Genomic DNA, 23,183 nt, shown 5'->3' with positions numbered 1-23,183 from the left:
TGAATTTATGAATGAATCGGAGATCCCATGACAACGACCATCCAACTGCCGCAGGTCAATCAGACCGCGTCGATCAGCGACTTCAGCAGAGGCAAGGCATCGGCCACGTTCGAGCTCGCGCATAAAGCACCGGTATTCGTGCTGAACCACAACAAGCCCACCGCCGTCATCATCGGCATCGACGAGTACAACGCCCTGCGCGAGCATCTCGAAGATCTGGAGGACGAACGTCTGGCCATGGACCGCCTCGACGGCTGGGACGGCACGACGACGGTCCGCGAGGAGGACATGCTCCAAGAGGCGGGTCTCACCCAGGATGACATCGACGCCGCCCCCGAGGCGGAGCTCGCATGAGTGACTGGACCCGCCGATGGCTTCCCGAAGCCGCCAAGGAATTCTCGAAATTCGACAAATCCACGCAGGCGCAGATCCTCAAGGGACTCATCAAAGTCTCCTCCAATCCCCTGCCTGACACCGAAGGCGGCTACGGCAAGCCCCTGCGCAACGGCAACCGCGCCAAGCTCGCCGGACTGTGCAAGGTCAAGTTCCGGAATCTGGGGATACGGGTCGTCTACAAACTCATCCGAACCGATGCCGAGATGCTGATCATCGTGGTCGGCATCCGCAGCGACGACGAGGTCTACAGATTCGCCGACGAGCGCAGGCGCAGACACGGCATCTGACCTGATCGCGCCACGGCAAACGGCGGCAATGAAATCGATTTCCGTGAGGAAATGACGTCGACTCGCCGTGAACGCTCACATCAATCGTTTATCTTTGTGTATGCTCGAAAGAAAACAAGGGCAATTGCACAGACGTGGGAAGAAGCGGTACACACATGAATGGCAACAAGCGTCCTTCGATGTTTGAAGTGGCACGACTGGCCGGGGTGTCCCACCAGACCGTCTCCCGCGTCATCAACCACTCGCCGGACGTCTCCGATGCCACGCGCGCCAAGGTGGAACAGGCCATCGCGCAGCTCGGCTACCGCCGCTCCAATTCCGCGCGCGCCCTCGCCTCGAACCGTTCGCGCACCGTCGGACTCATCGCCTGCTCCATCGACTTCTACGGGCCCATCAGTACGCTGGCGTCCATCGAGCTGGGCGTGCGCCACCACGACATGTTCCTGTCCGTGGTGATCGTGCCGCAGCAGGAGTTTGAGCGCAAGGGCTTCGATTCAGCCGGCCGCAGCTTCAGCGAGCAGGACGTGGACGCCTTGGTCTTCATCGCCCCCACCGATGCCACGCTGCTGGCCGCACTGCGCATGGACACCGTTGTGCCGCGCATCATCATCACGTCCACGCATGGCGCGGTGACCGTGGACGAGGCTGTGGCCCTGAGCGGCACGAAGGGACCGGTGTCGTTCATCGGCATCGACCAGTGGACCGCCATGCACGACATTGCGGACATGCTCCACGGGTTCGGCCATCGGGACACCATGTACCTGACCGGCCCGTCCAACTGGCGCGACGCCTCCTCACGCCGACTCGCATGGGAGCACTACTGCGCCAAGCTCGGCATGGCCACGCGCATACTGGACGTGGACTCCTGGGATTCCGGCAAGGCGTACCTCGCCCTCAACGAAACGCTGGACGCCTGCCAGTCAGCGGGTGAACAGCCGCCCACCGCCATCGTGTGCGCCAACGACAATCAGGCCGTAGGCGCCATCCGCGCACTGCACGAGCATGGGCTGCGCATCCCCGAAGACGTGAGCGTGGTGGGGTTCGACGACATTCCCGGCGCGGACAACTTCTACCCGCCGCTGACCACCGTGCACCCGCACTTCGCGGAGGTGGGCATCAAGGCGACCGCCAGCATGCTCTCCATGCTCGGCGCCACCGAAGCGCCCCAGTTCGACCGGACCGCCCACGGCTCCGGTCTGGTGCTCGCCGATCTGACCGTGCGCGACTCGACCGGCCCCGCGCCGGCGCGGTAAGGGCAGACCCCGGCAATACGTTCGATTTGCGGAAGATGAGCGGCATGACTTCGACGAGCATCGCCATATTGGACAACGACATCACCAGCATGACGCTGATTGCGCGGATCCTGCAGGAAAAACTGCCCGATTGCCCGTTGCGCTGGCTGGAGACCAGCGGATACCGGGCGATTGACCGCTGCCTTTCCGCCCCAACGCAACCGGACATTCTGCTGTGCGATATGTCCCTGACGGACATTTCAGGGCCCAGAGTGTGCAAGACGATTAGGGCACAGGCAACACGGCCGCTGATTCTGGCCATCACCTCGTTCCCGCTGTCCCAGTATGCGTCGATCGCCGCGGCTTCGGGATGCCAGGGCATTCTGGAGAAGACCAGCATACCGGCGGAAATCGCGCAGGCCGTGGATGCGCTCACGCACGACCGGACCTACTGCAACGAAGCCAATGGGTTCGAGACGGCATTGGCCTCCCATAACCGGCTGAGATATTCCGGCGGCCAGAACAGTCAAAACGGCTATACCCTGACAGCCAAGGAAATGTTCATCATGGATAAGCTTCTGGAGGGATACACGCTCAAGGAGATATCCGAACAGCTGCGCGTCAAGGACGTGACTGTCAGAACCCACATCAGTCACATCAAGGACAAGCTGCAGGCCAAGAACCTCAGCCAGGCGTCGATTCGGTGGTTCAGGATGAGGGAGGAGCTCTAGGTTGCAACAGCGCATCGCAACTCCCCTCAGCGCGTCCATGATCGGAGCCGTGATCCCGATCGCCATGATGCTGATCGTGATGAACCAGTTGCTCTCGCCCATTACGATCGCGGCATGTCTGAACTCCGGCACGCTCGTTTTTCTGCTGCTCGGAGAATACCTCCGACCCAAGCCGATCAGCATCGCCATACTGTGCTATTCCGTCATATCCACCATCATCTTCGCGTCGGCCATCAACATGTCGATCGTGGCCGCATGCATTGCGATCGGCACGCTCATACAGACCGGCGACGGCACGGTCGGACGCTATGCGTTCATAGCCGAATTGGTGTTCGTCAACATCTTCTATATCTACAACAACACCGCCTCGGTCAATCGCATATTGTTCTTCAACATTCTGTACACGTGCATGCTTACCGTGACCTATGCGGTCAGCGTATCCATGCAATGGAAGGATCGGGCCGCGCAATATGACGGCATGCGCCATGAGCTGGCCATCAAGGCGATGCATGAGCGGCATCAGCGCGAGCAGCACGCCATAGCGACGAAACTGCACGACGCGACGACCGGTGATCTGACATATATCATCCTGCTGACCCAGCGGCACCGCGAACAATGCGACAATCCGACCGACAGGGATGCCTATGCGGCAATCGAACGACGGGCGGAGGAGGCGCTGCGCAACATCCATGAGGTCATCAACGTCTTGAATGATGCGGATCCGTCCCTGAACCGGACTCGGACACTCAACGAAAGCCACGCGGACCTCATGGACTCGGTCACGCGCTACTGCCGGCGCAGGGACGAGGAACTGGCAGCAGTCGGATTCCGCGGGACGACGGCCATACAGGGAGCCGCGCCCCGACTGCGCCAACCAGACGACGATCTGGCCCATGACCTGGAAACCATACTCAACGAGATATATGCCAACATCATGAGGCATTGCGAAACCGCTAGGCTCGACTATCTGGTCACCGTCCATTTCGACGATTCGGCGGTACGGATCACGGAAATCAACGAGCGGAGCGACGCGACGGTAGGCGGCAAATCCGGGACGGGGCTGAAGCATCTCTCGGAGATTGTGCAACGCCGCGTCGGCAGGGTCAACGTGATTGACGACGACCATAATTGGATCCTGCAGATCTCAATACCGTATGATGGCGGTGCCGGATCGACGAGCCTTGCCAAGCACGTGGACTAGCGAAGCGCCTCCCCGCTTATGATCGCATTGCGCCGCATCCTCCGCTCGACGAACAGCACCACACACAGCAATACGCCGATACCGAGCATGGTCAGTTCAATAGTTTGATAATCGTAGGGCCAGTACAAAATAGCAATGTCGGCGACCTCATGTGCAACGATGATGCCGATCAGGGATCCCGTGCATTTATAAATAACTACGACCGCGCAAATCCATATCACATGAGACAACGCCGGGATACCCTCATACAAGTGGTATGAGACTCGGAGTATTCCTTCAATGCAAACGACCCATGCCCACGGAACATTACAACGACGCAATATCACCACAATGAGGAAAAAGGCGATGATTTCCTCCATAATAGGACCAAGTGTCGTTTGTGCAACACCCAGCAACTGCGCCTCTTCGCCAATGGTCAGCATTTGTCCATCGCCGGACGTCACCCTCGGATCAATATGGAAATACATGAGTATGTGATACATGGCCTGAAACGCATATCCGCCCAGTATGAACATAAGGAGCGAAGATGAGAATGACATGCAATGAGACAGCAATCCAACCGGATTGCTCCCGTATTTTGGCTCAACGTAGTGCAACAACGCATACGCCAAGCACAGCGCGCCGGCGATTTGTCCTACGCTGATGAGAACGCTTTCCTCAATGTCTTTCACATTCCACGGCCCTATGGCATTGTAAATGCTGACCGGACCGGGATCGAACAGAAACCCGAATGGTACAATACCTCCGTAAATCCACCAGAAGTACGCCAGTCCCACAAGTACCATGAGAATCTTCAGCCACAGTCGGCCGTGCATTGGCTGAATGCCTGTGTTGTCTGCGCAGAGCAGACGCTTCACTTTCTTCAATGTCATCCCCCAAAGAGCTGATGTATAACCAGCACATAGCCCAACTATATATCATCTATAAAAATAGGACGCTTACGCGCCCTATCATACTCACTAATTCGCTAATAGCGCTTTAGCGGTCTTTTCGAAAACAACCCCTAGGAGTACATATAATATCAGGCAATCCCGGACCTGCACCAGAATCCCCACCACAGCCATCCGGACAAACTAGTACCGCATTATTCGTCCCCACAAGCGGGCTGCCAAGACTCATGATTACAAGTAAAGAAGCGATTGACTTAATCATTTGTTCCTCCTTCACTTGAATAAGTTAGTTCACGTCCTTCAATCACCATAATCGTCCATCAACGTTTGTTGATGGCCTGTGGCTCCCGTCCATATACGCAATTGGGGCCTGCCGTCGCTCAATGCAACGGCAGGCCCCAATGAAGCGGCGAAACTCAGAACTCGCGACTGCGGACGGCGCAAGCCGACCGCCAAACAACACCGCCGCGGAGCGAGAACCGCAAGTTCTGACCAAGCGGAGCGACTCAGAACTCGCGGTTCTCGCGATAGAACTTGATCAGCGCCTGGGTGGAGGCGTCCTGGGCGGCCAGGGCGTCGTCATCCTTGGAGATGGCCGGGGTGATCTGCTTGGCGAGCTGCTTGCCGAGCTCCACGCCCCACTGGTCGTAGGAGTCCAGACCCCACACGGTGCCCTCGACGAGGGTGATGTGCTCGTACAGGGCGATGAGCTCGCCGAGCGCGAACGGGGTCAGGGCCACGCCGAGGATGGACGTGGTCGGCTTGTTGCCGGCGAACACGCGGGCCGGCACGATGGCCTCCGGGGTGCCTTCGGCGCGGACCTCGTCGGCGGTCTTGCCGAACGCGAGGGCCTTGGTCTGGGCCAGGTAGTTGCCGAGGAACAGCTCGTGCACGTCCTGGTCGCCGTCCTTGACCGGGTTCGGGGTGTTCACGAACGCGATGAAGTCGGCCGGGATGAGCTGGGTGCCCTGGTGGATCAGCTGGTAGAAGGCGTGCTGGCCGTTGGTGCCGGGCTCGCCCCAGAAAATCTCGCCGGTCTGGGTGGTGACGGGGGTGCCGTCCCAGCGCACGGACTTGCCGTTGGACTCCATGGTCAGCTGCTGCAGGTAGGCCGGGAAGCGGTGCAGGTACTGGTCGTAGGGCAGCACGGCGTGCGCGGCGGTGTGGAAGAAGTTGCGGTACCACACGTTGAGCAGGCCCATGAGGGCGACCACGTTCTTCTCCACCGGGGTGTTGACGAAGTACTCGTCGATCTCGTGGAAGCCGTGCAGGAACTCCTCGAAGCGGGCCGGGCCGAACACCACGGCGAGGGAGGTGCCGACGGCGGAGTCGACGGAGTAGCGGCCGCCGACCCAGTTCCAGAAGCCGAACGCGTTGGACGGGTCGATGCCGAACGCCTCGACCTTGTCCAGGGCGGTGGAGACGGCCACGAAGTGCTTGCGGATCGCCTCGGCGTTCTTCTCATCGGAGCCGTCGATCGCGCCGGAGGCCTTGAGGCCCTCGAGCAGCCAGGTCTTCGCCTCGCGGGCGTTGGTGAGGGTCTCCAGGGTGGTGAAGGTCTTGGAGACGATGATGAACAGCGTGGTCTCCGGATCCAGGCCGCGGGTCTTCTCAGCCAGATCGTTCGGATCGATGTTGGAGATGTAGCGGGCGGAGATGCCGGCGTCCGCGTAGGGCTTGAGGGCTTCGTAGGCCATGTTGGGGCCGAGGTCGGAGCCGCCGATGCCGATGTTGACGACGGTCGTGATCTTCTTGCCGGTCACGCCCTTCCACTCGCCGGAGCGGACCTTCTCGGCGAAGGCGTAGATGCGCTCGAGGGTCTCGCGCACGTCCTTGACCACGTCCTGGCCGTCGACGATGAGCTTGCCCTCGTCCTCTTCCGGACGGCGCAGCGCGGTGTGCAGCACGGCGCGGTCCTCGGTGTTGTTGATGTGCACGCCGGAGACCATGGCCTTGACGCGCTCGTCCAGCTTGACGTCCTTGGCGAGGTCGGCGAAGAGCTTGAGGGTCTCGGGCTTGATGAGGTTCTTGGACAGGTCGAAGTGCAGGTCGCCCGCATCGAAGGAGAGCTGCTCAACGCGCTCCGGTTCCTCGGCGAACCACTTCTTGAGGCTGATGCCCTCGGCCTGGAGATCGTTGTAATGCTTCTGCAGCGCCGCCCAAGCCGGGGTCTGCGTTGCGTCGACAGGAGGATTGATGGCCATGTGATGGGTCCTTTCATCAAACGTTGAAAGCGCCACGGCACCGGCGGTAGTCCGGCGTCCGCACCGTTTCCTTCCGTACCACAATTTACTCACAAAAGGGGACAGAACCGCACAGTTTCAGTGACCGCACGGTGGCCGGACGGTAACCGTTCAATGGCCGTTCGGCAACGCCACGGTGGCCGCGCTGTGACTGTACGGTGAAGACCACGGGCGGCCGTTACAGCACCGAGGTGCGGCCGATCGCGCGCAGATGCGCCACCATGGCCTTGACCTCCTGACTGCGGGCGCGAGGGGCGATGAGCAGCGCATCCGGCGTGTCCACCACCACCATGTCGTCCACGCCCAGCAGAGCCACCGTGCGCCCCGACTCGGGCACCACCACATCCCCGGCGGAATCGACGCAGGCCACACGGTCCGCATCCCCCAGAATCTTGAGGTTCCTCTCGTTGGCGCTCGGCAGCAGCGCCGCCACGGAATTGAAGTCGCCAACATCGTCCCAGCCGAACCCGCCGGGCACCATCGCCACGCCGCCGTCCAGCGACAGCGGCTCGGCGATCGCATAGTCGAAGGCGATTTTCTCCAGCGACGACCAATAACGATCCATGGCGATGAGCCGCTCATCCGGGCCCGCATCCCAGGCGTCCGCGATGCGCCCGATCGCCGCGGCCATGTCCGGCTTGTAGGTGCGCAGGCGCTCGAGCAGCACGCCGGCGCGCATCACGAACATGCCGGCATTCCAGCGGTACTCCCCGGTGGACAGGTAGGCCAGCGCGGTGGCGGCATCCGGCTTCTCCACGAACCGGCGCACCAAGCGAGCGTCGGGCGCGTCCGGAACCTCGGCGGCAAGCGAGGCGCCCTGACGGATGTAGCCGAACGCGGTGGACGGGCGGGTGGCCGCAATGCCGATCGTGGTCACATACCCGGCACGGGCCGCGGCCACGGCCTGTCTCACCGATTCGGCGAAGGCGGCGTCGTCTCGGATCACATGGTCCGCAGCGAACGACCCGACCACGATGTCCGGCCCGTAACGACGGGCGAGCACGGCCGCGGCGAGCGCGATGGCCGCCGTGGAGTCGCGCGGCACCGGCTCGGCGAACAGGCTGCGCGCCCCCAACTCGGGCAGCTGCTCGCGCACGGCGGCCTCGTGCTGCGCGCCGGTGGAGACCGTCACATGGTCCGCGCCGGCTATGGCGGCGAGACGGTCGAAGGTGGACTGGATCATGGTGCGCCCGGAGCCGAGCAGGTCGTACAGGAACTTGGGACGCGCGGCGCGGCTCAGCGGCCACAGGCGCGTACCGGTGCCGCCGGCGGGGATGATCGCGTAGAAATCGCCGAAGCTCGTGGAACTCATACGATCATTGTTCCACGGACCGCGGGATTGCGCACTGCATTCCGGGCACATTCCGGGCACATTCCGGGTGCGCTTCGGGCGTGTTCCGGGGCGCCACGACGGCGATTCGACAAAACCTCCCGGGTACGGTATAGTCTTGTTCTTGTGCGCGGGAGACGTATGCTTCCCGATCGGCACGCCACTTTAGCTCAGTCGGTAGAGCGGCTCACTCGTAATGAGCAGGTCGACAGTTCGATTCTGTCAAGTGGCTCGAATGCCCTAGGTTCCGGTTCACCGGTTGGCCTAGGGTTTTGCATATGCGCGCATGGCGAAATTGGTAGACGCGCAGGATTTAGGTTCCTGTGACTTCGGTCTTGGGGGTTCGATTCCCCCTGCGCGCACTCTACTGTCCCTATCGTCCTTACCGTCGCATCGCGTTCTTCCATTCGGTCCAACCTATGGCCTGCGAATCGCAGCTTGGACCGATCATGCGAAAAAACAGCCGTTTTCGGGGCCAAAAATCGCGCGATCGGTCCAATCTGCGCAATAGGAGGCACAGGTTGGACCGATCGGGCGAACAAACGCTTACTTCAGCAGTGCTTCGATGGCGGGCACGAGCGCGCGCAGGGCCTTGCCGCGGTGCGAGACCGCGTTCTTCTCCTTCGGGGTCATCTCCGCGCTGGTCAGCGGCTCGCCGAAGTGGTCCGGCTCCTCGCTGGTGCGGCCGGGCTGGTCGTCCGGCACGAAGATCGGGTCGTAGCCGAAGCCATGCTCGCCGCGCGCCTTGCGGATCACCATACCCGGCATCTCGCCGATCTCCACGGTCTCACGGAACTCGCCGTCCTTGCCCTCGACCGGTACCACCAGCGCGGCGGCGCAGCGGAAGCGCCCGGTGCGCTTGGCGTCCGGAATGTCCTCGATTTGCGCGAGGAGCAGCGCGTTGTTGGCCAGATCGTGACCGTGCGCGCCGGCCCAGCGGGCGGACAGAATGCCGGGCGCATTGCCCATCACATCCACGATCAGCCCGGAATCATCCGCAATGGCGGGGCATCCGGTGCGGCGGGCCACATCACGGGCCTTGAGCAGCGCATTCTCCTGGAACGTGACGCCGGTTTCCTCGGGGTCGGGCAACTTCAGGCTTCCGGCGGACACGAGTTCGATCCGTGCGGCATCCTCGCCGAGCCCCTCCTCGAGGATGCGGCGAATCTCCACGAGCTTGCCTTCGTTGTGCGTGGCGACGATGAGCTTCATGATGCTTCCTTTCAGTCCGTGGCGAGTGCGGCCTGCTGGGCGGCCTGCAGCTCGCGGTTGCCCTTGGCGGCGAGGTCGAGCAGGGTGTTGAGTTCGTCGCGGTCGAACGGACGGTGCTCGGCGGTGCCCTGGATCTCGATGAACTTGCCGGAGCCGGTCATGGCCACGTTCATGTCGGTCATGGCTTTGCTGTCCTCCACGTACGGCAGGTCCAGCATGGGGGTGCCGTCGATCACGCCCACGGACACGGCGGAGACGCTGTCCTGCAGCACGCGCGCGGCGGAGCGGATGTGCTTGTGGCGTTCGGCCCAGTTCAGCGCGTCCACGAGCGCCACGTACGCGCCGGTGATCGAGGCGGTGCGGGTGCCGCCGTCGGCCTGGAGCACGTCGCAGTCGATCTGGATCTGATTCTCCCCCAGCGCCTTCATGTTGACCACGCCCCTGAGGCACCGGCCCACGAGGCGGCTGATCTCGTGCGTGCGGCCGCCCACCTTGCCTTTGACGGACTCGCGGTCGGTGCGCTCGGCGGTGGCGCGCGGCAGCATCGCGTATTCGGCGGTCACCCAGCCCAGACCGGAATCCTTGCGCCAGCGCGGCACGCCCGGCGTGAATGTGGCCGTGCACATCACGCGCGTGTTGCCGCAGCAGATGAGCACCGAGCCCTCCGGCACGTCCGTGAAGTGACGGGTGATGGAGACGGGACGCAGTTCGTCCACCTTGCGCCCGTCGGGGCGGACCACCGTGTTCATGCCGGCCAGCAGATCCTTGATTTCAGTCATACTCAACACTCCTTGATTCTCCGTCAGACCCTAGCACCCACAGGGCACACACGGGGCGTGCACCGCCTCACAAATTTGCTGTTTTGCGCATTCTGGAGGCTCGCGAGAGGGCCACAGATGCGCATGATCACAAATTTGCGAATGTGCGCGCGGGCAGGATGCGGTCGACGAGGAACAGGGCCAGACCGCCGAGCAGGAACGCCCCCAGATAGGTGACCGCGTTGACGCCGAGCTGCGGCCAGCCGATCGCCGCCACGTCCACGAATGAGTATGGGTACATGGAGCCGTTCGAAAGCGGCTGGTCCGGGAAGAACGCGGCACGGATGAGCACCATGGCCAGATAGGCCGGGAAGTACAGCAGCCAGGTGAGCGGGTAATGCCACTTGAAGCGACGGTGTTCGTCGAACAGCAGGAAGTCCGCCACGGCTGCGATCGGGGCGACCACGTGCACCAGCGTGGCGGTGGGCAGGCCGAAGAAGTACAGCGTGTCCGGCCCCATGACGGCCGGCGGCAGGATGAGCCACGCCACCAGTCCCGTGATGGCCATGTACAGGGTGACGCAGCCCTTGAGCCACGCAGGCGGCTGCATGCCGCGCACCAAGGTCGCCGCACCCGCCCACAGCATGACGAAGGCGAACACGATGTTCGACTGGTTCGTGAAATACACCCAGTCCCATGCCTTGGCGCCGGACCACGTATTATACGTGCCCATGACGGAGGCGGCCGCGGCAGCCAGACGGAGCAGTCCCGCAATGAGTCTCATCATGCCTCCACCCTACCGCCGTCGCCGCCGCGAGGGAATCCCCACGGAACACGCGGATGACTAAACACGCGGATGACTATAAGTCAATCCGGCCACAGGCGAGTAGGCTTTTGAGCAAATGCCAAGAAGGAGAATTTCCATGGGCGCATATACCGATTATTCGCCGGCGCTGATGACCGACATGTACGAATACACCATGCTCGACGCGTGCCTCAAGGACGGCACCGCGAACCGCAAGTGCGTGTTCGAGGTGTACACCCGCCACCTGCCGGAGGGCCGCCGCTACGGCGTGGTGGCCGGCACCGGGCGCATCCTGGACGCCTTGGAGCACTTCCGCCTGTCCGAGGAGGACCTGAAGTTCCTCTCCGACCGCAAGGTGGTGAGCCCGGAAACCGTCAAGTGGCTGGAGAACTTCCGCTTCACCGGATCCGTCAAGGGCTACCGCGAAGGCGAGATGTTCTTCCCGAACTCCCCCATCCTGCAGGTGGAAGGCACGTTCGGCGAGTGCACGCTGCTGGAGACGCTCATCCTGTCCATCCTCAACTACGATTCCGCCGTCGCCTCCGCCGCGAGCCGCATGGTCTCCGCCGCGAAGGACCGTCCCTGCATGGACATGGGCGGCCGCCGCACCAACGAGTGGGCCGCCGTGGCCGCCGCGCGCGCCGCCGTGGTGGGCGGGTTCAAGGGCACCGCCAACCTGCTCGCCGCTCAGATTTACGGGCTCAAGGCCATCGGCACCGCCGCGCACTGCTTCACGCTGGTGCACGACGACGAGCGTCAGGCGTTCCGTTCGCAGATCGCCGCACTGGGCGAGAACACCACCCTGCTCGTGGACACGTACAACATCGAGGAAGCCGTCAAGACCGCCGTGGAGGTGGCCGGCCCCAAGCTCGGCGGCGTGCGCATCGACTCCGGCGACCTCGCCTCCCTCGCCCAGCGCGTGCGCAACCAGCTCGACGCCCTGGGCGCCACGAACACCAAGATCACCGTCACCAACGACCTCGACGAATACGCGCTGGCCGCCCTGCAGACCGCGCCGGTCGACTCCTACGGCGTGGGCACCATGCTGGTGACCGGCTCCGGCGCCCCCACCTGCGCCATGGTGTACAAACTCACCGAGCGCGAAGGCGCGGACGGCGTGATGACCCCGGTGGCCAAGAAGAGCAAGAACAAGGCCACCGTTCCCGGCCGCAAGCTCGCCTTCCGCTCCTACGAATACAACCTGGCCGACTGCGAGCACATCATCTCCGGCTCCGAGACGGCGCTGGCGGCGTACAAGCCGGATCCGGAATGGAAGGATCTGCTCGTGGACTACGTGGACCACGGGCAGATCGACCCGCAGTACCAGGGACACGACGCGATCGTGGCCGCGCACGAATACCGTGCCAAGGCGCTGGCCGAGCTGCCGATCACCGCGCAGTCGCTCATGAAGGGCGAGCCGGTGATTCCGACCGAAACTACGGTCCTGTAAGGACCTGCGTTCCGGCCGGAATCCGTCGCGGCCGCGGTGGCCGCTCCCCTCACCTACGGGCAACCCACAGGGTTGCCCGCCAACGGCTCGGTCGACCGAAACTACGGTCCTGTAAGGACATCCCTTGCCCAGATTGAGCAGATCCAGTGCGCCGAGCGCGATTTTGGCCCGCAGCGCACCGGATCCGCTCAATCCACGTGACGGCCGAACACGGGCAGCGTGGGGCGTGGGGCGTGCGTTCGCTGTGCACAAGCCGGCAACAGCGAGCGCATGCGCCGCGCATTCAGTACAGTGGGCAGTGAATTCGCTCAACCATCAAAGGAGAACAGCATGAGTGAAGCACAGCCCTGCGGATACTGCGACGAAGGCGAGGCCCTGGCCGCGTTCGGCATCAAGATCATGGACCTGCCGGCGAGCAAGCTGGTGCTCTTCAAGGAGCAGAGCCACCCGGGCCGCGTGATCGTGGCCTCGAAGTTCCACGTAGACGAGATCGTGGACCTCTCGAAGGAGGATCGCGAGGCGTTCCTGGAGGACGTGAACCGCGTGGCCGAGGCGACGCACGCCATCTTCCACCCGGACAAGATCAACTACGGCGCATACGGCGACACGGCACACCACCTGCATTTCCACCTCGTGCCCAAGTACCACGAGGACGAGTTCGAGTGGGGCACCACGTTCGCCATGAACCCCGACCGCACGTACCTCACCGATGAGGCGTACGACGAGATGATCGCCAAGTACAAGGCCGCACTGGCCTGAACCGGCCTAAGCACGGGCCCAGCGCACTCGATCCGCTCAATCCGCGCACTGCCAAACCGCAGATCGAGCTTATGCAATGCGCCGGGCCCGTTCTTTCGCGCTCACGCACTGGATTTGCTCAACCTGCCGCAGACGGACCGCAGATCGAGCGAATCCGATGCGGCGTGCGGGCCAACCCGGCACAGCGAACTCAGTGCAGCATTTCCTCGTAGATGCGCTTGCAATCGGGGCACACCGGGTACTGCGACGGGTCGTGCTTGGGCACCCACACCTTGCCGCACAGGGCCACCACGGGCCGGCCGGTCATGCGCGACTCGGCGATGCGCTCCTTGGACACGTAGTGGGCGAAGCGGTCGGCGTCGCCGCCATCGTCCTTCCTGGTCTCCTCCTCGGTTTCCGGGCGCTCGAGCACCGCGGTGCCGGTTCCCTGATCCGGCGAGGACAGCGGGCTGACCGGGTCCGTCAGTTCGTCGACGATGATGTCGTGCAGCATGTCCATGTCTTCCGCCTTTCCTGCAAATTTCCTGTACATCACTCTCCTTGCCCATCATAGTTACCTCGCGGGCCGTTCGCTCCCCGAACTTTCCGCGCCACGCGGTAGTCTGGTGTGCATGACAATCGCTGTATGCCCCGGCTCGTTCGACCCCGTCACCGCAGGTCACTTGGACGTGATCGAACGATGCGCGAAATTCTTTGACGAAGTGCACGTCGTGGTGGCCGTGAACGCCGCGAAGACGCCGATGTTCTCGGTCGAGACCCGCACCGACGTGATTCGTCGTGCGCTGGACAAGGATGGCTTCCCGAATGTGAAAGTGGCGTCCACGGACGGGCTCATCACCGAATACTGCCGGCGCGTGGGCGCGGAAGTGATCGTCAAGGGACTGCGCCAGAACGGCGACTACGAGGCCGAACTCGGAATGGCGCTGGTCAACCGCAAGCTGTCCGGCGTGGAGACGCTGTTCCTGCCGGCGAACCCGGTGCTCGAACACATCTCCAGCTCGATCGTCAAGGACGTGGCCCGTCACGGCGGCGACGTGACCGGCATGGTGCCCAGCTGCATCGTGCCCATGCTGGCGGAGGCCGTGCAGCGCGAGCAGAAGGAAAGGGGCCGGTGATGACCGACGACAATCTCACCCGGGAATTCTCCTCCGAAGACTTCAAGCCGCTCAAGGACGACGACACCGGCGAGGCGCACACCGTGGAGGTGCATTCCGCGTCCGTGGTCGTGCCGTCGGGGAACACAGCGCCGACCGCCGCGCCTAGCTCCGCGCCCGGTTCCATGCCCAAAGCCGATGCGGACGAGGACGAGGACGACGACACCGGTGAGTCGGTCATTGCCGCGTCCACGGACGCTCTGGCCATGACCCAGCCCTCGTCCGTGGACCCCGAGCCGGAACGTGAGCATGTGGAGGCCCCGCAGCCCGTGCGACCGGCGGTCGGCGAGCCGACGTACGCACAGTCCACGCAGTTCGCGCAACCGGTGCAGGCCGCACAGCCGGCGCAGCAGACGCAGCCCGAGCGCCGGGGACCCCGGCACGCCGTACAGATGCCGCAGATGCCGGACCTGCGCGAGACGAACGACGACCTTGATTCCGAGGCGGCCAAGTCGCGCAACGAATTCACCACCGTCTACGACATTCTCGACGCCATCGAGCAGACGCTCGGGGAGGCCAAGCCCGGCCTGTTCTCGCCGAACATGGTCAAGATCGACCGCGACCAGCTCACCGAGCAGATCGAGGACCTCAAGAAGAAGCTCCCCGTGCAGCTCGAACGTGCCAGCGCCCTCATGCGCGAGGCCGAACGCCGCCTGTCCGGGGCGCAGACGCAGGCCAGCGCCATCGTCGCCTCCGCCCAGTCGCGCGCGGCGGACATGATCAAGGAAGCCAACGAGCAGGCCCAGTTCCTGGCCGGCCAGGAGAACGTGGTGGCGCTCGCCCAGGCCAAGGCGCGTGCCACGATGGACGCCGCGCAGGCCAAGGCCGACCGGCTCACGCAGGGTGCGGACAAGTACTGCACCGACGTGATGGAGTCGCTCGATCACCAGCTTGACAAGCTCAAGCAGGACGTGCATGCCGGTCTTGGCGTGCTGTACAACCGTCAGCAGCAGGCCGCGCAGGATTATGCGGCCGCGCAGGCCGGAGCCCGTCAGGCGCAGGCCGAACAGAACGCGCGCGGCGCGATGCCGTCGCCGTCCGGAGAGGAGAACCAACGATGAGCCGTCCCGAAGATTCCCCGTGGGCCGTGCCGGTCGCTCAGATCGCGGGCCGACCGGGCCAGAGCAAGCCGATCGACGCCGTGTTTCCGGCGCCGGAGGGCATAGGCGACACGATCGTCGGCATCGACGAGGGCGCGGACGTGACCGTGACCGGCAGCTTCGACTCGATCGTCGACGGCATCATCTTCACCGGCCGGGTGAGCGCGCCGGCCCACGCCGAATGCACGCGCTGCCTCAAGCCGATCGAGCACCCGTGGACGGCCGACGTGACCGCGTTCTTCCCGTTCGAGCCCGTACGCGACTCCCGCGCGGGCAACGCCAAGGGTGAGGTGGACATCGTGGCCGGCGAGGACGAGTCGGAGGACACCTACCCGCTGAGCCGGGACGGCGCCTTCGCGGATATCGAGGCGCTGCTGCGCGACACGCTCACGGAAGCCCTGCCCCTGCAGCCGTTGTGCCGCCCGGACTGCCGCGGACTGTGCTCGCAGTGCGGCGCGGACCTCAACGAGGAGCCGGATCACCATCACGACGTGACGGACATCCGCTTCGCCGAACTGGCCGGTCTCAAGGCGCAGCTCGAGGCGCAGCAGCACGGCGACGCGAACCGCGCGTAGCGGCCGCAAGCCACGCATGACGAGTGACGGTTCTGCAGCATCCAGCCCGGTTTGCCGGCGCAAGCGGGGCCCCAAACGCCGCAGGATTGGACAATGTACGGCCTGTGCGCTACACTTCTGAACGCTTAAGCTCATTATCGTTCGAACGACAAAAGAGGAAATAACATGGCTCTGCCTAAGTACAAGACCTCGCGCGCCAACACTCATACGCGCCGCGCGACCTGGAAGGCCACCGCCGTCCAGACCGACAAGTGCCCGAACTGCGGCGCTCCCACGCTGGCTCACACCGCGTGCCCGAGCTGCGGCTCCTACCGCGGCCGCGTCTACCGCGAGGCCATTCGGTCCGCCCACACCAAGTGAGCGACTGATCGCAAGCAATGAAAGCCCTGCCATCGACGGGTGGCAGGGCTTTTGCATATGGATGTCCCTGCCGTCCCTGTCATGGGCGCCGTGCCATGGGACGCAACGCTATAGGATCGAGATATGACCAACGACAATCAATCCGCAGCTGCACCCGCAGTCCCGACGCCCGACGACGCCTTGCTCGAGGCACTCGGCACCACGCTCACCCCCGAACTGCTCGTCCAGGCGCTCACCCACCGCTCCTTCGCGAACGAGAACCCCGGCGCCAAGAACTACGAACGCCTCGAATTCCTGGGCGACGCGGTGCTGGAACTCGTGGCCACGGAAACACTGTTCCGCATCCACCCAGACATGAACGAAGGTCAGCTCGCCAAGATGCGCGCCAAAGCGGTGAGCGAGGAGGCACTGTCCGCCATCGCACGGGACAAGCTGCACGTGGGCCCATACATTCTGCTCGGCCACGGCGAGCAGGAGGACGGCGGGGCGGACAAGAGCTCCATCCTGTGCGACATCGTCGAATCGCTCATCGGCGCCACATTCGTGGAGCACGGCATCGACGAGGCGCGCAAGGTGGTCCATCGGCTCGTGGACGATACGCTCGCCGAGGTGGCCACCGAGGGGCCGGCGCTCGACTGGAAGACGTCGCTGAGCGTCAAGGCGCACGAGATGGGCCTCGAGGAGCCGCGCTACCGCATGCGTGTGGAAGGTCCGGAGTACGCGCTCGAGTTCACCGCCAAGGTGACGGTCGGCGAGAAGGACGAGATCATCGGCACCGGTAAGGGCTCCTCCAAGCGCAAGGCCCAGCTGGCCGCCGCGGAGGTGGCATGGCACACGCTGGACGCCCGTGAACATGCCCGCAAGCACGGCAGCCACAATGCAGACGCTCCGAGCGCCGCTGTCTGACCGGCGCATACACTTGTAGAACAATACGATCGACGCCTGCGCCACAAGCACGAGGGGCGTCATTATGGAATGCCGGGGCCGTCCAGCAGATCCGCGCTGGCGGTCCCTCGAGTAGTTCGACGGACCTGATGGAGAGAGACATCATGGCTACACCCACCCCCTTGCAGGCGTTCAGCGCCCTGCCCAAGACCACCCCCGCCGCGGACCGGCAGACCATCGTCAACGGCGAGAAAATGACCGGTGCCCGGGCACTGGTCCGGGCACTGGAGGATCTGGGCGTCCAGGACGTGTTCGGCATCCCCGGCGGCGCGATCCTGCCCGTATACCACGAGATCAACGACGACACCAAGTTCCGCTTCGTGCTCATGCGCCACGAGCAGGCGGCCGGCCACGCGGCGGAAGGCTACGCCATCGCCACCGGTCAGGTGGGCGTGTGCCTGGTCACCTCCGGCCCGGGCGCCACCAACGTGGTGACCGCCATCGCGGATGCCAACATGGATTCCGTGCCGATGGTGGTCATCACCGGTCAGGTGGGCGTGCCCGCCATCGGCACCGACGCCTTCCAGGAAGCGGACATCGTGGGCATCACGTACCCGATCTCCAAGCATTCGTTCCTCGTCACCCGCGCGCAGGACATTCCGCGCGTACTCACCGAGGCGTACTACGTGGCCCGCACCGGCCGTCCCGGTCCCGTGGTGGTGGACCTTACGAAGACCGCGCAGGTGGGCGAAATGTACTATTCGTGGCCGCAGCGCATGATTCTTCCCGGCTACAATCCCACGGTCAAGGCCCATGGCCACGTGCTGCGCGACGCGGCCAAGCTGTTCGCTCAGTCCTACCGACCGGTGCTCTACGTGGGCGGCGGCGCGGCCCGTTCCGGCGCCGGCGATCTGGTGGCCAAGCTGGCCGAGGTGACCGACGCCCCGATCGTCACCACCCTGCCGGCGCGCGGTGTGGTACCGGATTCCAACCCACGCAACCTCGGCATGCTGGGCATGCACGGCACGATCGCCGCCACCGGAGCCGTGCAGCGCTCCGACCTGCTCGTGGCGATCGGCGCCCGCTTCGACGACCGCGTGACCGGCAAGCTGGACGCCTTCGCCCCCACGGCCCGCGTGATCCACATCGACATCGACCCCGCGGAAATCGGCAAGAACCGTGTGCCGGACGTGCCGATCGTGGGCGACGTGTCCGCCGTGCTCACCGACCTCATTCCGGAGATTGAACGCACGCAGGCCATTCAGGGCAAGCCGAACCTCAAGCCGTGGTGGGAACTGCTCGACGGTCTGCGCACCAAGTACACCATCCACTACGACGAGCCGGAGGACCGTCCCACCGACGGCACGCTCTCCCCGCAGTGGGTGGTGGAGCAGCTGTCCCAGGCGGCGGACCCGTCCTCCATCTGGGTGTCCGGCGTGGGCCAGCACCAGATGTGGGCCGCGCAGCTCGTGGACTTCGAGAAGCCGAATTCGTGGATCAGCTCCGGCGGTCTGGGTACCATGGGCTACGGCCTGCCCGCGGCGATCGGCGCCTCCGTAGGCTCGCAGCGCGTGTTCGACAGCAAGAAGCCGGTGTGGCTGATCGACGGCGACGGGTCGTTCCAGATGACCAGCGAGGAGCTGGCCGCAGCGTTCCTGGACCACGCGCCTGTGAAGATCGCCATCCTCAACAACTCCGTGTACGGCATGGTCCGCCAGTGGCAGACGCTGTTCTACCAGCACCACTACTCGCAGACCAATCTGCTCGACGGCGAGGCCCGCGCGGACACGCCGGCCGACGAGTTCTTCGACGTGCCGGACTTCGTGAAGCTGGCCGAGGCGTACGGCTGCGTGGGCATGCGCGCATTCACCGAAGACGAGGCCCTCGAGGCGATCCGCAAGGCCAACGAGATCGACGACCGTCCGGTGCTCATCGACTTCCGCGTCTACAAGGACGCGATGGTGTGGCCGATGGTTTCCGCCGGCGCCTCGAACGACACGGTCACGTACCGTCCGGGCGTGCACCCGCTGGAGAACAGGCCGGTCGAGGCTGCGACTACGGACGCGGCTGCGGATCAGGGTGCCGATTCGGCCCGCTGAACGGCTAGATAGCATCGGCTTAACATCGCGGCTCAATCAAGGAGAGATTCCATGGCAGTTGTGTATCCCGCATCCCAGCCCGGTTCCGAGCGGCACACGCTTTCGGTGCTGGTGGAGAACCGTCCGGGCGTGCTCGCCCGCATCGCCGGCCTGTTCGCTCGCCGCGCGTTCAACATCAATTCCCTGTCCGTCTCCCCCACCGAGCGGCCGGACATCTCGCGCGTCACGGTGACCGCCGACGTGGATGCCATCCCGCTCGAGCAGATCATCAAGCAGCTCAACAAGCTGCTGCACGTGCTCAAGATCGTGGAACTGGACCCGAACACCACCGTGGAGCGCGAGCTCGTGCTCATCAAGGTGGCGGCCGACCAGTCGACCCGCTCCGACGTGCTGGAGATCGTGCGTCTGTTCCGCGTGCGCGTTGTGGACGTGAACCCCGAGTCGCTGACCATCGAGGCCACCGGCGCGGAGGGCAAGATCGACGCGCTACTGGGCCTGCTGGAGCATTACGGCGTGATCGAGCTGGTGCGTTCCGGTGCCGTCGCCGTGACGCGCGGCCCGCGTGCCCTGAGCGAGAAGGTCCTCGGTTCGGAGATCACGGGACGATAGGTTCAGTGGGCCTATCGGACCTATCATGGCGTGAGCGGGCCGGGTGCCCGCTCTTTTTTTGTTGACAAACTTTCGGGCATATTGTCTTCCGGAAGGGCGGAACGACGCCAATTGGCCGAGAAATACCCTCGAAAGTTTGTCGAGCGTCCTGCCCGCCCAATTTCTACAAGATTTGTTGTACAATATTTCTTGTAGATCATGGAAGGGGGGCCGCCCGTCATGCAGGAACAGCCCGAGAACACCGCCAGAACCGTGCGCAAGGTCACCGATTTCGCCCAGCTCAAGGCAATGTCGCACCCCACCCGCATGCGCATGCTCACCCTGATGAGCAACGAGCGCCCGTACACGGTCAGCGAGATCGCCACGGCACTCGGCGAATCGGCAGGCACGATCAGCTACCATCTGCGGCAGCTCGAGAAGGCCGGCGTCGTCATGCAGGTGCCGTCACCCGACGGCGACGGCCGCAAAAGCTGCTGGCAGGCCGTCGGCGAGGGGTACGAACTCAGTGTCGACGCCAAGGATGCATCGGCCGTCGCGCAGGCACTGGACCAAGCGGGCGCCGAGTTCCTTCGGGCGGGCAGGGAACGCTACCGGGCGGCAGCCGATTCGCTGCCCGCAGAGTGGCGCGATCCCGGATGTGAGACCAGCTCGGTGATTCTGCTCACCGCCGAGGAGTACGCGCAGATGTCCGCCGAGCTTCTGGCAGTCACCCGAAAATGGACGCAGCGCAATCTCACGCATCGGGAAGGCGACGGATCGCAGCCCGTGATGCTCGCCACCGAACTGTTCAAGTGGATTCCATGACCGGTTAGCCGCGCCCCGCAGCGCGCGACCGCGCCCAACCCGTTCCAGCACCGTACCCGCCACCGCCCGCGCCGCACCGCATGTGCGCCCGGGCGTGCGCAAGCATACCCAAAACCACCCCGCCAAGGCAAAGATCCGAGGAATCCCCATGCATTCCGAAGCACAACCCGCAGCGCGCACGCCCCTCTGGCGCAATGCGCAATACCGCCGCTGGTTCGCCGCGGACACCGCGGCAGCCATGGGCATGGCCATGAAGTCGTTCGCCATTTCGCTCGTCGCCTTTGCGCTCACGCAGTCGCTCGCGCTGTCCGGCTGGCTGGGAACGGTCACCATGCTCGCCGCGCAGACCGCCGGCATCTTCGGCGGCACGGTGGTCGACCGGCACGACCGCAGAACGCTCATCATCATCAACGCGCTGTGCGGCATGGCACTGTGGAGTCTGACATTCGCACTGTTGGCGCTGAATCTCCTGAACTTCGCGGCGTTCGCCGTCATCACGGTCGTGGCCTCCACGATCAACGGACTGTTCCAGGGAGCCACCAACGCCATGCTGCGGTCGATCATTCCGACCGAACAGTACCCGAAGGCGCAGAGTCTCAATCAGGGCCGCGATTCGGTGATCAGTCTCGCCGGCTCGCCGCTCGGGGGCGTGCTGTACGCCGTCGCCCCATGGCTGCCGTTCGCCGCGGCATCGCTGATGTACGCGGTCTGCGGGGCGAGCGCGGCCCGTCTGCCGGACACCGGCAACGGCGACCATGGGGACAACGGGGAGCCGCCGGCCGCGCACGGGTCATTTCTCGCCGATTTCGCGGCAGGGTGGCGCTGGACGCTGCGCCGCCGCACGCTGCTGACGCTCACCACGATCGCCGCGCTGGTGAACCTCGGCATCAACGGCATTTTCGCCACAGTGAACCTGCATCTGGTAGGTACGCACGTCGATGCGGTGCGCATCGGTCTGGTGGAGACGGCGATGGGCGCTGGCACGCTGCTGGGGGCCCTGATTGCCGCGAAGGTCGCCGACCGAATGCCGCTGGGCACGGGCATGGTCGTCGTTTCCACGGTGGCGCTGGCCACGCTGGCTCCGATGCTGTTCAGTGACGGTTATGCCGTGGTGCTGGTCTGCGCCCTGCTGGTCAGCGTGCCGATCCCGGTCGTCAATTCGCTCATCATGGGCTTCGTGTTTGCCAAGGTGCCGTCCGACATGCAGGGACGGGCGGAATCGGCGCTGGGGCTGCTGTGCATGCTACCGGCGCTGTTCTGCTCGGCGATCGCCGGCTCGCTGCTGCCGCTCGTCGGATTCGGCGCCACGATCGGCCTGTTTCTGGGCACGCTGGCGGTCAACGCGGTAATCGTGCTGGCCGCGCCGACGGTTCGATCGCTGCCGGCCGCCGATCGGTGGGACGAAGCGACGCCGTGAAGCTGCGATACGGCATATGACGTCGATCGGTCTGCACCCGACCCGCAGCCGGCCTACCGGGCGACACGCGGAGCCTGCAATCGAACACTTGTGCTAATATGTTGCCCGTAATCAATGACAGCACAATGCTAGCAAGGAGGTCGCCATGGGAACCATCACCATCCGCAGGGTGCCGGACGAGCAGATCGCCAAGATCAAGGAAATCGCGGCACGGAACAACCGTTCCATGGAGGCCGAGGCGCGCTCGATTCTGGAGGAGTACACCGCGCAGTATGTGAGCCATGAGATCGTCAGCAACGCCGATCTGGTTCAGGAGATGTGGGATCTGCTCAACGGGGAAGGCCTTGCCCCGGAAGAGGACCTGACGCCTTCTCGCGATACCTACATGCGACCCGTCGACCTAGGGGAATGATGGTCATTCTCGACACCAACGTCATCAACGAAATCCTGAAGAGCGTCAACGGCAACCGGAACGTCATCGACTGGCTCGTCGGGCTCGATCGTGACGAAACCTACATTACGGCCGTGAATACAGCGGAACTGCTCTACGGCCTTGCGCTCGTTCCGCCCGGACGGAAGCGATTTGCGCTTTCCAGAGCCATCGACGAATTCATCGAACAATACCGTGACCATACGCTTCCGTTCGGCGCCTACGCATCCGCGTATTACGCATCGATCGCCGCAAAAAGACGACGGGAGGGGCGGCCGATCAGCGTGCAGGATGCGATGATCGCGGCGATCGCACGGTCGCACGGCATGACGCTGGCCACACGGAACGTCAGGGATTTCGAGGGAACGGGGGTGACGATCATCAATCCGTGGGAGCCGGCGGCGTAACGGCACCGAGAGCTCACGGCGCAATGGCACAGCGTGGAACGACCGGCAG

At 64.1% G+C, this 23,183-nt stretch carries 25 protein-coding genes and 2 tRNA genes; 20 read left to right on the top strand and 7 right to left on the bottom strand.

Annotated elements, in window-relative coordinates; all coding sequences use genetic code 11:
• Positions 1 to 27 precede the first annotated feature (27 nt).
• The 5 genes from AC1AZA_RS05420 to AC1AZA_RS05400 all read left to right on the top strand — a co-directional run bounded on the left by AC1AZA_RS05420 (position 28) and on the right by AC1AZA_RS05400 (position 3,847).
• Positions 28 to 354 (top strand): type II toxin-antitoxin system prevent-host-death family antitoxin, encoded by a 327-nt coding sequence (locus AC1AZA_RS05420; RefSeq protein WP_476513715.1) that lies wholly within the window; start codon positions 28 to 30, stop codon positions 352 to 354.
• Entirely contained in the window at positions 351 to 683 is a 333-nt protein-coding gene (locus AC1AZA_RS05415) for a type II toxin-antitoxin system RelE family toxin (RefSeq protein WP_476513714.1), read from the top strand. Before AC1AZA_RS05420 ends, AC1AZA_RS05415 begins: the two co-directional genes overlap by 4 nt.
• Before the next feature lie 155 nt (positions 684 to 838).
• The gene (locus AC1AZA_RS05410; protein ID WP_476513713.1) at positions 839 to 1,936 is read left to right on the top strand and encodes a LacI family DNA-binding transcriptional regulator; all 1,098 of its coding nucleotides are present in this window, start codon (positions 839 to 841) and stop codon (positions 1,934 to 1,936) included.
• A gap of 35 nt (positions 1,937 to 1,971) precedes the next feature.
• Positions 1,972 to 2,646, top strand: coding sequence for a LuxR C-terminal-related transcriptional regulator (locus tag AC1AZA_RS05405; protein WP_476513712.1), 675 nt, complete (start codon positions 1,972 to 1,974; stop codon positions 2,644 to 2,646).
• A 1-nt stretch (position 2,647) separates the two neighbouring features.
• A complete protein-coding gene (locus tag AC1AZA_RS05400; protein ID WP_476513711.1) occupies positions 2,648 to 3,847 on the top strand; it encodes a hypothetical protein in 1,200 nt (399 codons plus the stop codon).
• Here AC1AZA_RS05400 and AC1AZA_RS05395 read toward each other — a convergent pair.
• The 3 genes from AC1AZA_RS05395 to AC1AZA_RS05385 form a co-directional block, all read right to left on the bottom strand.
• Positions 3,844 to 4,719 (bottom strand): CPBP family glutamic-type intramembrane protease, encoded by an 876-nt coding sequence (locus tag AC1AZA_RS05395; RefSeq protein ID WP_476513710.1) that lies wholly within the window; start codon positions 4,717 to 4,719, stop codon positions 3,844 to 3,846. The two genes, AC1AZA_RS05400 and AC1AZA_RS05395, sit on opposite strands and share 4 nt — an antisense overlap.
• Positions 4,720 to 5,243: 524 nt before the next feature.
• Positions 5,244 to 6,941 carry a glucose-6-phosphate isomerase gene (gene pgi, locus AC1AZA_RS05390; RefSeq protein WP_476513709.1) on the bottom strand — a complete coding sequence of 566 codons (1,698 nt, stop codon included), beginning with the start codon at positions 6,939 to 6,941 and terminating at the stop codon, positions 5,244 to 5,246.
• Positions 6,942 to 7,158: 217 nt separating this feature from the next.
• Complete coding sequence (locus tag AC1AZA_RS05385; protein WP_476513708.1) at positions 7,159 to 8,292, bottom strand: mannose-1-phosphate guanylyltransferase; 1,134 nt, start codon at positions 8,290 to 8,292, stop codon at positions 7,159 to 7,161.
• A gap of 177 nt (positions 8,293 to 8,469) precedes the next feature.
• On the opposite strand from AC1AZA_RS05385, the gene AC1AZA_RS05380 reads away from it, so the two are divergent.
• Positions 8,470 to 8,542 (top strand) — tRNA-Thr (locus AC1AZA_RS05380).
• A 48-nt stretch (positions 8,543 to 8,590) separates the two neighbouring features.
• Positions 8,591 to 8,672 (top strand) — tRNA-Leu (locus AC1AZA_RS05375).
• Positions 8,673 to 8,856: 184 nt separating this feature from the next.
• Here the strand turns inward: AC1AZA_RS05375 and AC1AZA_RS05370 are convergent.
• The 3 genes from AC1AZA_RS05370 to AC1AZA_RS05360 form a co-directional block, all read right to left on the bottom strand.
• On the bottom strand, positions 8,857 to 9,522 hold the full coding sequence (locus AC1AZA_RS05370; protein WP_476513707.1) for a non-canonical purine NTP pyrophosphatase: 666 nt from the start codon (positions 9,520 to 9,522) through the stop codon (positions 8,857 to 8,859).
• A gap of 11 nt (positions 9,523 to 9,533) precedes the next feature.
• On the bottom strand, positions 9,534 to 10,301 hold the full coding sequence (gene rph / locus AC1AZA_RS05365; protein ID WP_476513706.1) for a ribonuclease PH: 768 nt from the start codon (positions 10,299 to 10,301) through the stop codon (positions 9,534 to 9,536).
• A gap of 127 nt (positions 10,302 to 10,428) precedes the next feature.
• On the bottom strand, positions 10,429 to 11,067 hold the full coding sequence (locus tag AC1AZA_RS05360; protein WP_476513705.1) for a Pr6Pr family membrane protein: 639 nt from the start codon (positions 11,065 to 11,067) through the stop codon (positions 10,429 to 10,431).
• Positions 11,068 to 11,203: 136 nt separating this feature from the next.
• On the opposite strand from AC1AZA_RS05360, the gene AC1AZA_RS05355 reads away from it, so the two are divergent.
• Both AC1AZA_RS05355 and AC1AZA_RS05350 read left to right on the top strand, forming a co-directional pair.
• On the top strand, positions 11,204 to 12,535 hold the full coding sequence (locus AC1AZA_RS05355; protein WP_476513704.1) for a nicotinate phosphoribosyltransferase: 1,332 nt from the start codon (positions 11,204 to 11,206) through the stop codon (positions 12,533 to 12,535).
• A gap of 330 nt (positions 12,536 to 12,865) precedes the next feature.
• Positions 12,866 to 13,294, top strand: a complete 429-nt coding sequence (locus tag AC1AZA_RS05350) for an HIT family protein (RefSeq protein ID WP_476513703.1) — start codon at positions 12,866 to 12,868, stop codon at positions 13,292 to 13,294.
• A 190-nt stretch (positions 13,295 to 13,484) separates the two neighbouring features.
• On the opposite strand, the gene AC1AZA_RS05345 is transcribed toward AC1AZA_RS05350, so the two are convergent.
• Positions 13,485 to 13,787 carry a DUF3039 domain-containing protein gene (locus AC1AZA_RS05345; RefSeq protein ID WP_476513766.1) on the bottom strand — a complete coding sequence of 101 codons (303 nt, stop codon included), beginning with the start codon at positions 13,785 to 13,787 and terminating at the stop codon, positions 13,485 to 13,487.
• A gap of 118 nt (positions 13,788 to 13,905) precedes the next feature.
• On the opposite strand from AC1AZA_RS05345, the gene coaD reads away from it, so the two are divergent.
• The 11 genes from coaD to AC1AZA_RS05290 all read left to right on the top strand — a co-directional run bounded on the left by coaD (position 13,906) and on the right by AC1AZA_RS05290 (position 23,134).
• Positions 13,906 to 14,409 (top strand): pantetheine-phosphate adenylyltransferase, encoded by a 504-nt coding sequence (gene coaD, locus AC1AZA_RS05340; RefSeq protein ID WP_476513702.1) that lies wholly within the window; start codon positions 13,906 to 13,908, stop codon positions 14,407 to 14,409.
• A 164-nt stretch (positions 14,410 to 14,573) separates the two neighbouring features.
• Positions 14,574 to 15,509 (top strand): ATP synthase subunit B family protein, encoded by a 936-nt coding sequence (locus tag AC1AZA_RS05335; RefSeq protein WP_476513765.1) that lies wholly within the window; start codon positions 14,574 to 14,576, stop codon positions 15,507 to 15,509.
• A complete protein-coding gene (locus tag AC1AZA_RS05330; RefSeq protein WP_476513701.1) occupies positions 15,506 to 16,123 on the top strand; it encodes a YceD family protein in 618 nt (205 codons plus the stop codon). Before AC1AZA_RS05335 ends, AC1AZA_RS05330 begins: the two co-directional genes overlap by 4 nt.
• Positions 16,124 to 16,288: 165 nt before the next feature.
• Complete coding sequence (rpmF, locus tag AC1AZA_RS05325; protein WP_476513700.1) at positions 16,289 to 16,483, top strand: 50S ribosomal protein L32; 195 nt, start codon at positions 16,289 to 16,291, stop codon at positions 16,481 to 16,483.
• A gap of 123 nt (positions 16,484 to 16,606) precedes the next feature.
• A complete protein-coding gene (gene rnc, locus AC1AZA_RS05320; protein ID WP_476513699.1) occupies positions 16,607 to 17,389 on the top strand; it encodes a ribonuclease III in 783 nt (260 codons plus the stop codon).
• Positions 17,390 to 17,532: 143 nt separating this feature from the next.
• Positions 17,533 to 19,467, top strand: a complete 1,935-nt coding sequence (locus AC1AZA_RS05315; RefSeq protein WP_476513698.1) for an acetolactate synthase large subunit — start codon at positions 17,533 to 17,535, stop codon at positions 19,465 to 19,467.
• Positions 19,468 to 19,518: 51 nt separating this feature from the next.
• Positions 19,519 to 20,076 (top strand): acetolactate synthase small subunit, encoded by a 558-nt coding sequence (gene ilvN, locus AC1AZA_RS05310; protein WP_476513697.1) that lies wholly within the window; start codon positions 19,519 to 19,521, stop codon positions 20,074 to 20,076.
• Positions 20,077 to 20,295: 219 nt separating this feature from the next.
• Complete coding sequence (locus AC1AZA_RS05305; RefSeq protein ID WP_476513696.1) at positions 20,296 to 20,880, top strand: ArsR/SmtB family transcription factor; 585 nt, start codon at positions 20,296 to 20,298, stop codon at positions 20,878 to 20,880.
• A 148-nt stretch (positions 20,881 to 21,028) separates the two neighbouring features.
• Complete coding sequence (locus AC1AZA_RS05300; protein ID WP_476513695.1) at positions 21,029 to 22,297, top strand: MFS transporter; 1,269 nt, start codon at positions 21,029 to 21,031, stop codon at positions 22,295 to 22,297.
• Positions 22,298 to 22,442: 145 nt separating this feature from the next.
• Positions 22,443 to 22,709: a FitA-like ribbon-helix-helix domain-containing protein gene (locus AC1AZA_RS05295; protein WP_476513694.1), complete on the top strand. Its 267-nt coding sequence runs from the start codon at positions 22,443 to 22,445 to the stop codon at positions 22,707 to 22,709.
• Complete coding sequence (locus tag AC1AZA_RS05290) at positions 22,709 to 23,134, top strand: PIN domain-containing protein (protein WP_476513693.1); 426 nt, start codon at positions 22,709 to 22,711, stop codon at positions 23,132 to 23,134. Before AC1AZA_RS05295 ends, AC1AZA_RS05290 begins: the two co-directional genes overlap by 1 nt.
• Positions 23,135 to 23,183 lie beyond the last annotated feature (49 nt).

The organism is Bifidobacterium sp. LH_389, from assembly GCF_056357235.1.
This window is presented reverse-complemented; position numbering and strand designations above follow the sequence as displayed.

Bases quoted from the DNA above. Each gene is read 5' to 3' on its own strand.
- AC1AZA_RS05420 (WP_476513715.1), top strand. From the start codon at position 28: ATGACAACGACCATCCAACTGCCGCAGGTCAATCAGACCGCGTCGATC.
- AC1AZA_RS05415 (WP_476513714.1), top strand. From the start codon at position 351: ATGAGTGACTGGACCCGCCGATGGCTTCCCGAAGCCGCCAAGGAATTC.
- AC1AZA_RS05410 (WP_476513713.1), top strand. From the start codon at position 839: ATGAATGGCAACAAGCGTCCTTCGATGTTTGAAGTGGCACGACTGGCC.
- AC1AZA_RS05405 (WP_476513712.1), top strand. From the start codon at position 1,972: ATGAGCGGCATGACTTCGACGAGCATCGCCATATTGGACAACGACATC.
- AC1AZA_RS05395 (WP_476513710.1), bottom strand. From the start codon at position 4,719: ATGACATTGAAGAAAGTGAAGCGTCTGCTCTGCGCAGACAACACAGGC.
- pgi (WP_476513709.1), bottom strand. From the start codon at position 6,941: ATGGCCATCAATCCTCCTGTCGACGCAACGCAGACCCCGGCTTGGGCG.
- AC1AZA_RS05385 (WP_476513708.1), bottom strand. From the start codon at position 8,292: ATGAGTTCCACGAGCTTCGGCGATTTCTACGCGATCATCCCCGCCGGC.
- AC1AZA_RS05370 (WP_476513707.1), bottom strand. From the start codon at position 9,522: ATGAAGCTCATCGTCGCCACGCACAACGAAGGCAAGCTCGTGGAGATT.
- rph (WP_476513706.1), bottom strand. From the start codon at position 10,301: ATGACTGAAATCAAGGATCTGCTGGCCGGCATGAACACGGTGGTCCGC.
- AC1AZA_RS05360 (WP_476513705.1), bottom strand. From the start codon at position 11,067: ATGATGAGACTCATTGCGGGACTGCTCCGTCTGGCTGCCGCGGCCGCC.
- AC1AZA_RS05355 (WP_476513704.1), top strand. From the start codon at position 11,204: ATGGGCGCATATACCGATTATTCGCCGGCGCTGATGACCGACATGTAC.
- AC1AZA_RS05350 (WP_476513703.1), top strand. From the start codon at position 12,866: ATGAGTGAAGCACAGCCCTGCGGATACTGCGACGAAGGCGAGGCCCTG.
- AC1AZA_RS05345 (WP_476513766.1), bottom strand. From the start codon at position 13,787: ATGCTGCACGACATCATCGTCGACGAACTGACGGACCCGGTCAGCCCG.
- coaD (WP_476513702.1), top strand. From the start codon at position 13,906: ATGACAATCGCTGTATGCCCCGGCTCGTTCGACCCCGTCACCGCAGGT.
- AC1AZA_RS05335 (WP_476513765.1), top strand. From the start codon at position 14,574: ATGCCCAAAGCCGATGCGGACGAGGACGAGGACGACGACACCGGTGAG.
- AC1AZA_RS05330 (WP_476513701.1), top strand. From the start codon at position 15,506: ATGAGCCGTCCCGAAGATTCCCCGTGGGCCGTGCCGGTCGCTCAGATC.
- rpmF (WP_476513700.1), top strand. From the start codon at position 16,289: ATGGCTCTGCCTAAGTACAAGACCTCGCGCGCCAACACTCATACGCGC.
- rnc (WP_476513699.1), top strand. From the start codon at position 16,607: ATGACCAACGACAATCAATCCGCAGCTGCACCCGCAGTCCCGACGCCC.
- AC1AZA_RS05315 (WP_476513698.1), top strand. From the start codon at position 17,533: ATGGCTACACCCACCCCCTTGCAGGCGTTCAGCGCCCTGCCCAAGACC.
- ilvN (WP_476513697.1), top strand. From the start codon at position 19,519: ATGGCAGTTGTGTATCCCGCATCCCAGCCCGGTTCCGAGCGGCACACG.
- AC1AZA_RS05305 (WP_476513696.1), top strand. From the start codon at position 20,296: ATGCAGGAACAGCCCGAGAACACCGCCAGAACCGTGCGCAAGGTCACC.
- AC1AZA_RS05300 (WP_476513695.1), top strand. From the start codon at position 21,029: ATGCATTCCGAAGCACAACCCGCAGCGCGCACGCCCCTCTGGCGCAAT.
- AC1AZA_RS05295 (WP_476513694.1), top strand. From the start codon at position 22,443: ATGGGAACCATCACCATCCGCAGGGTGCCGGACGAGCAGATCGCCAAG.
- AC1AZA_RS05290 (WP_476513693.1), top strand. From the start codon at position 22,709: ATGGTCATTCTCGACACCAACGTCATCAACGAAATCCTGAAGAGCGTC.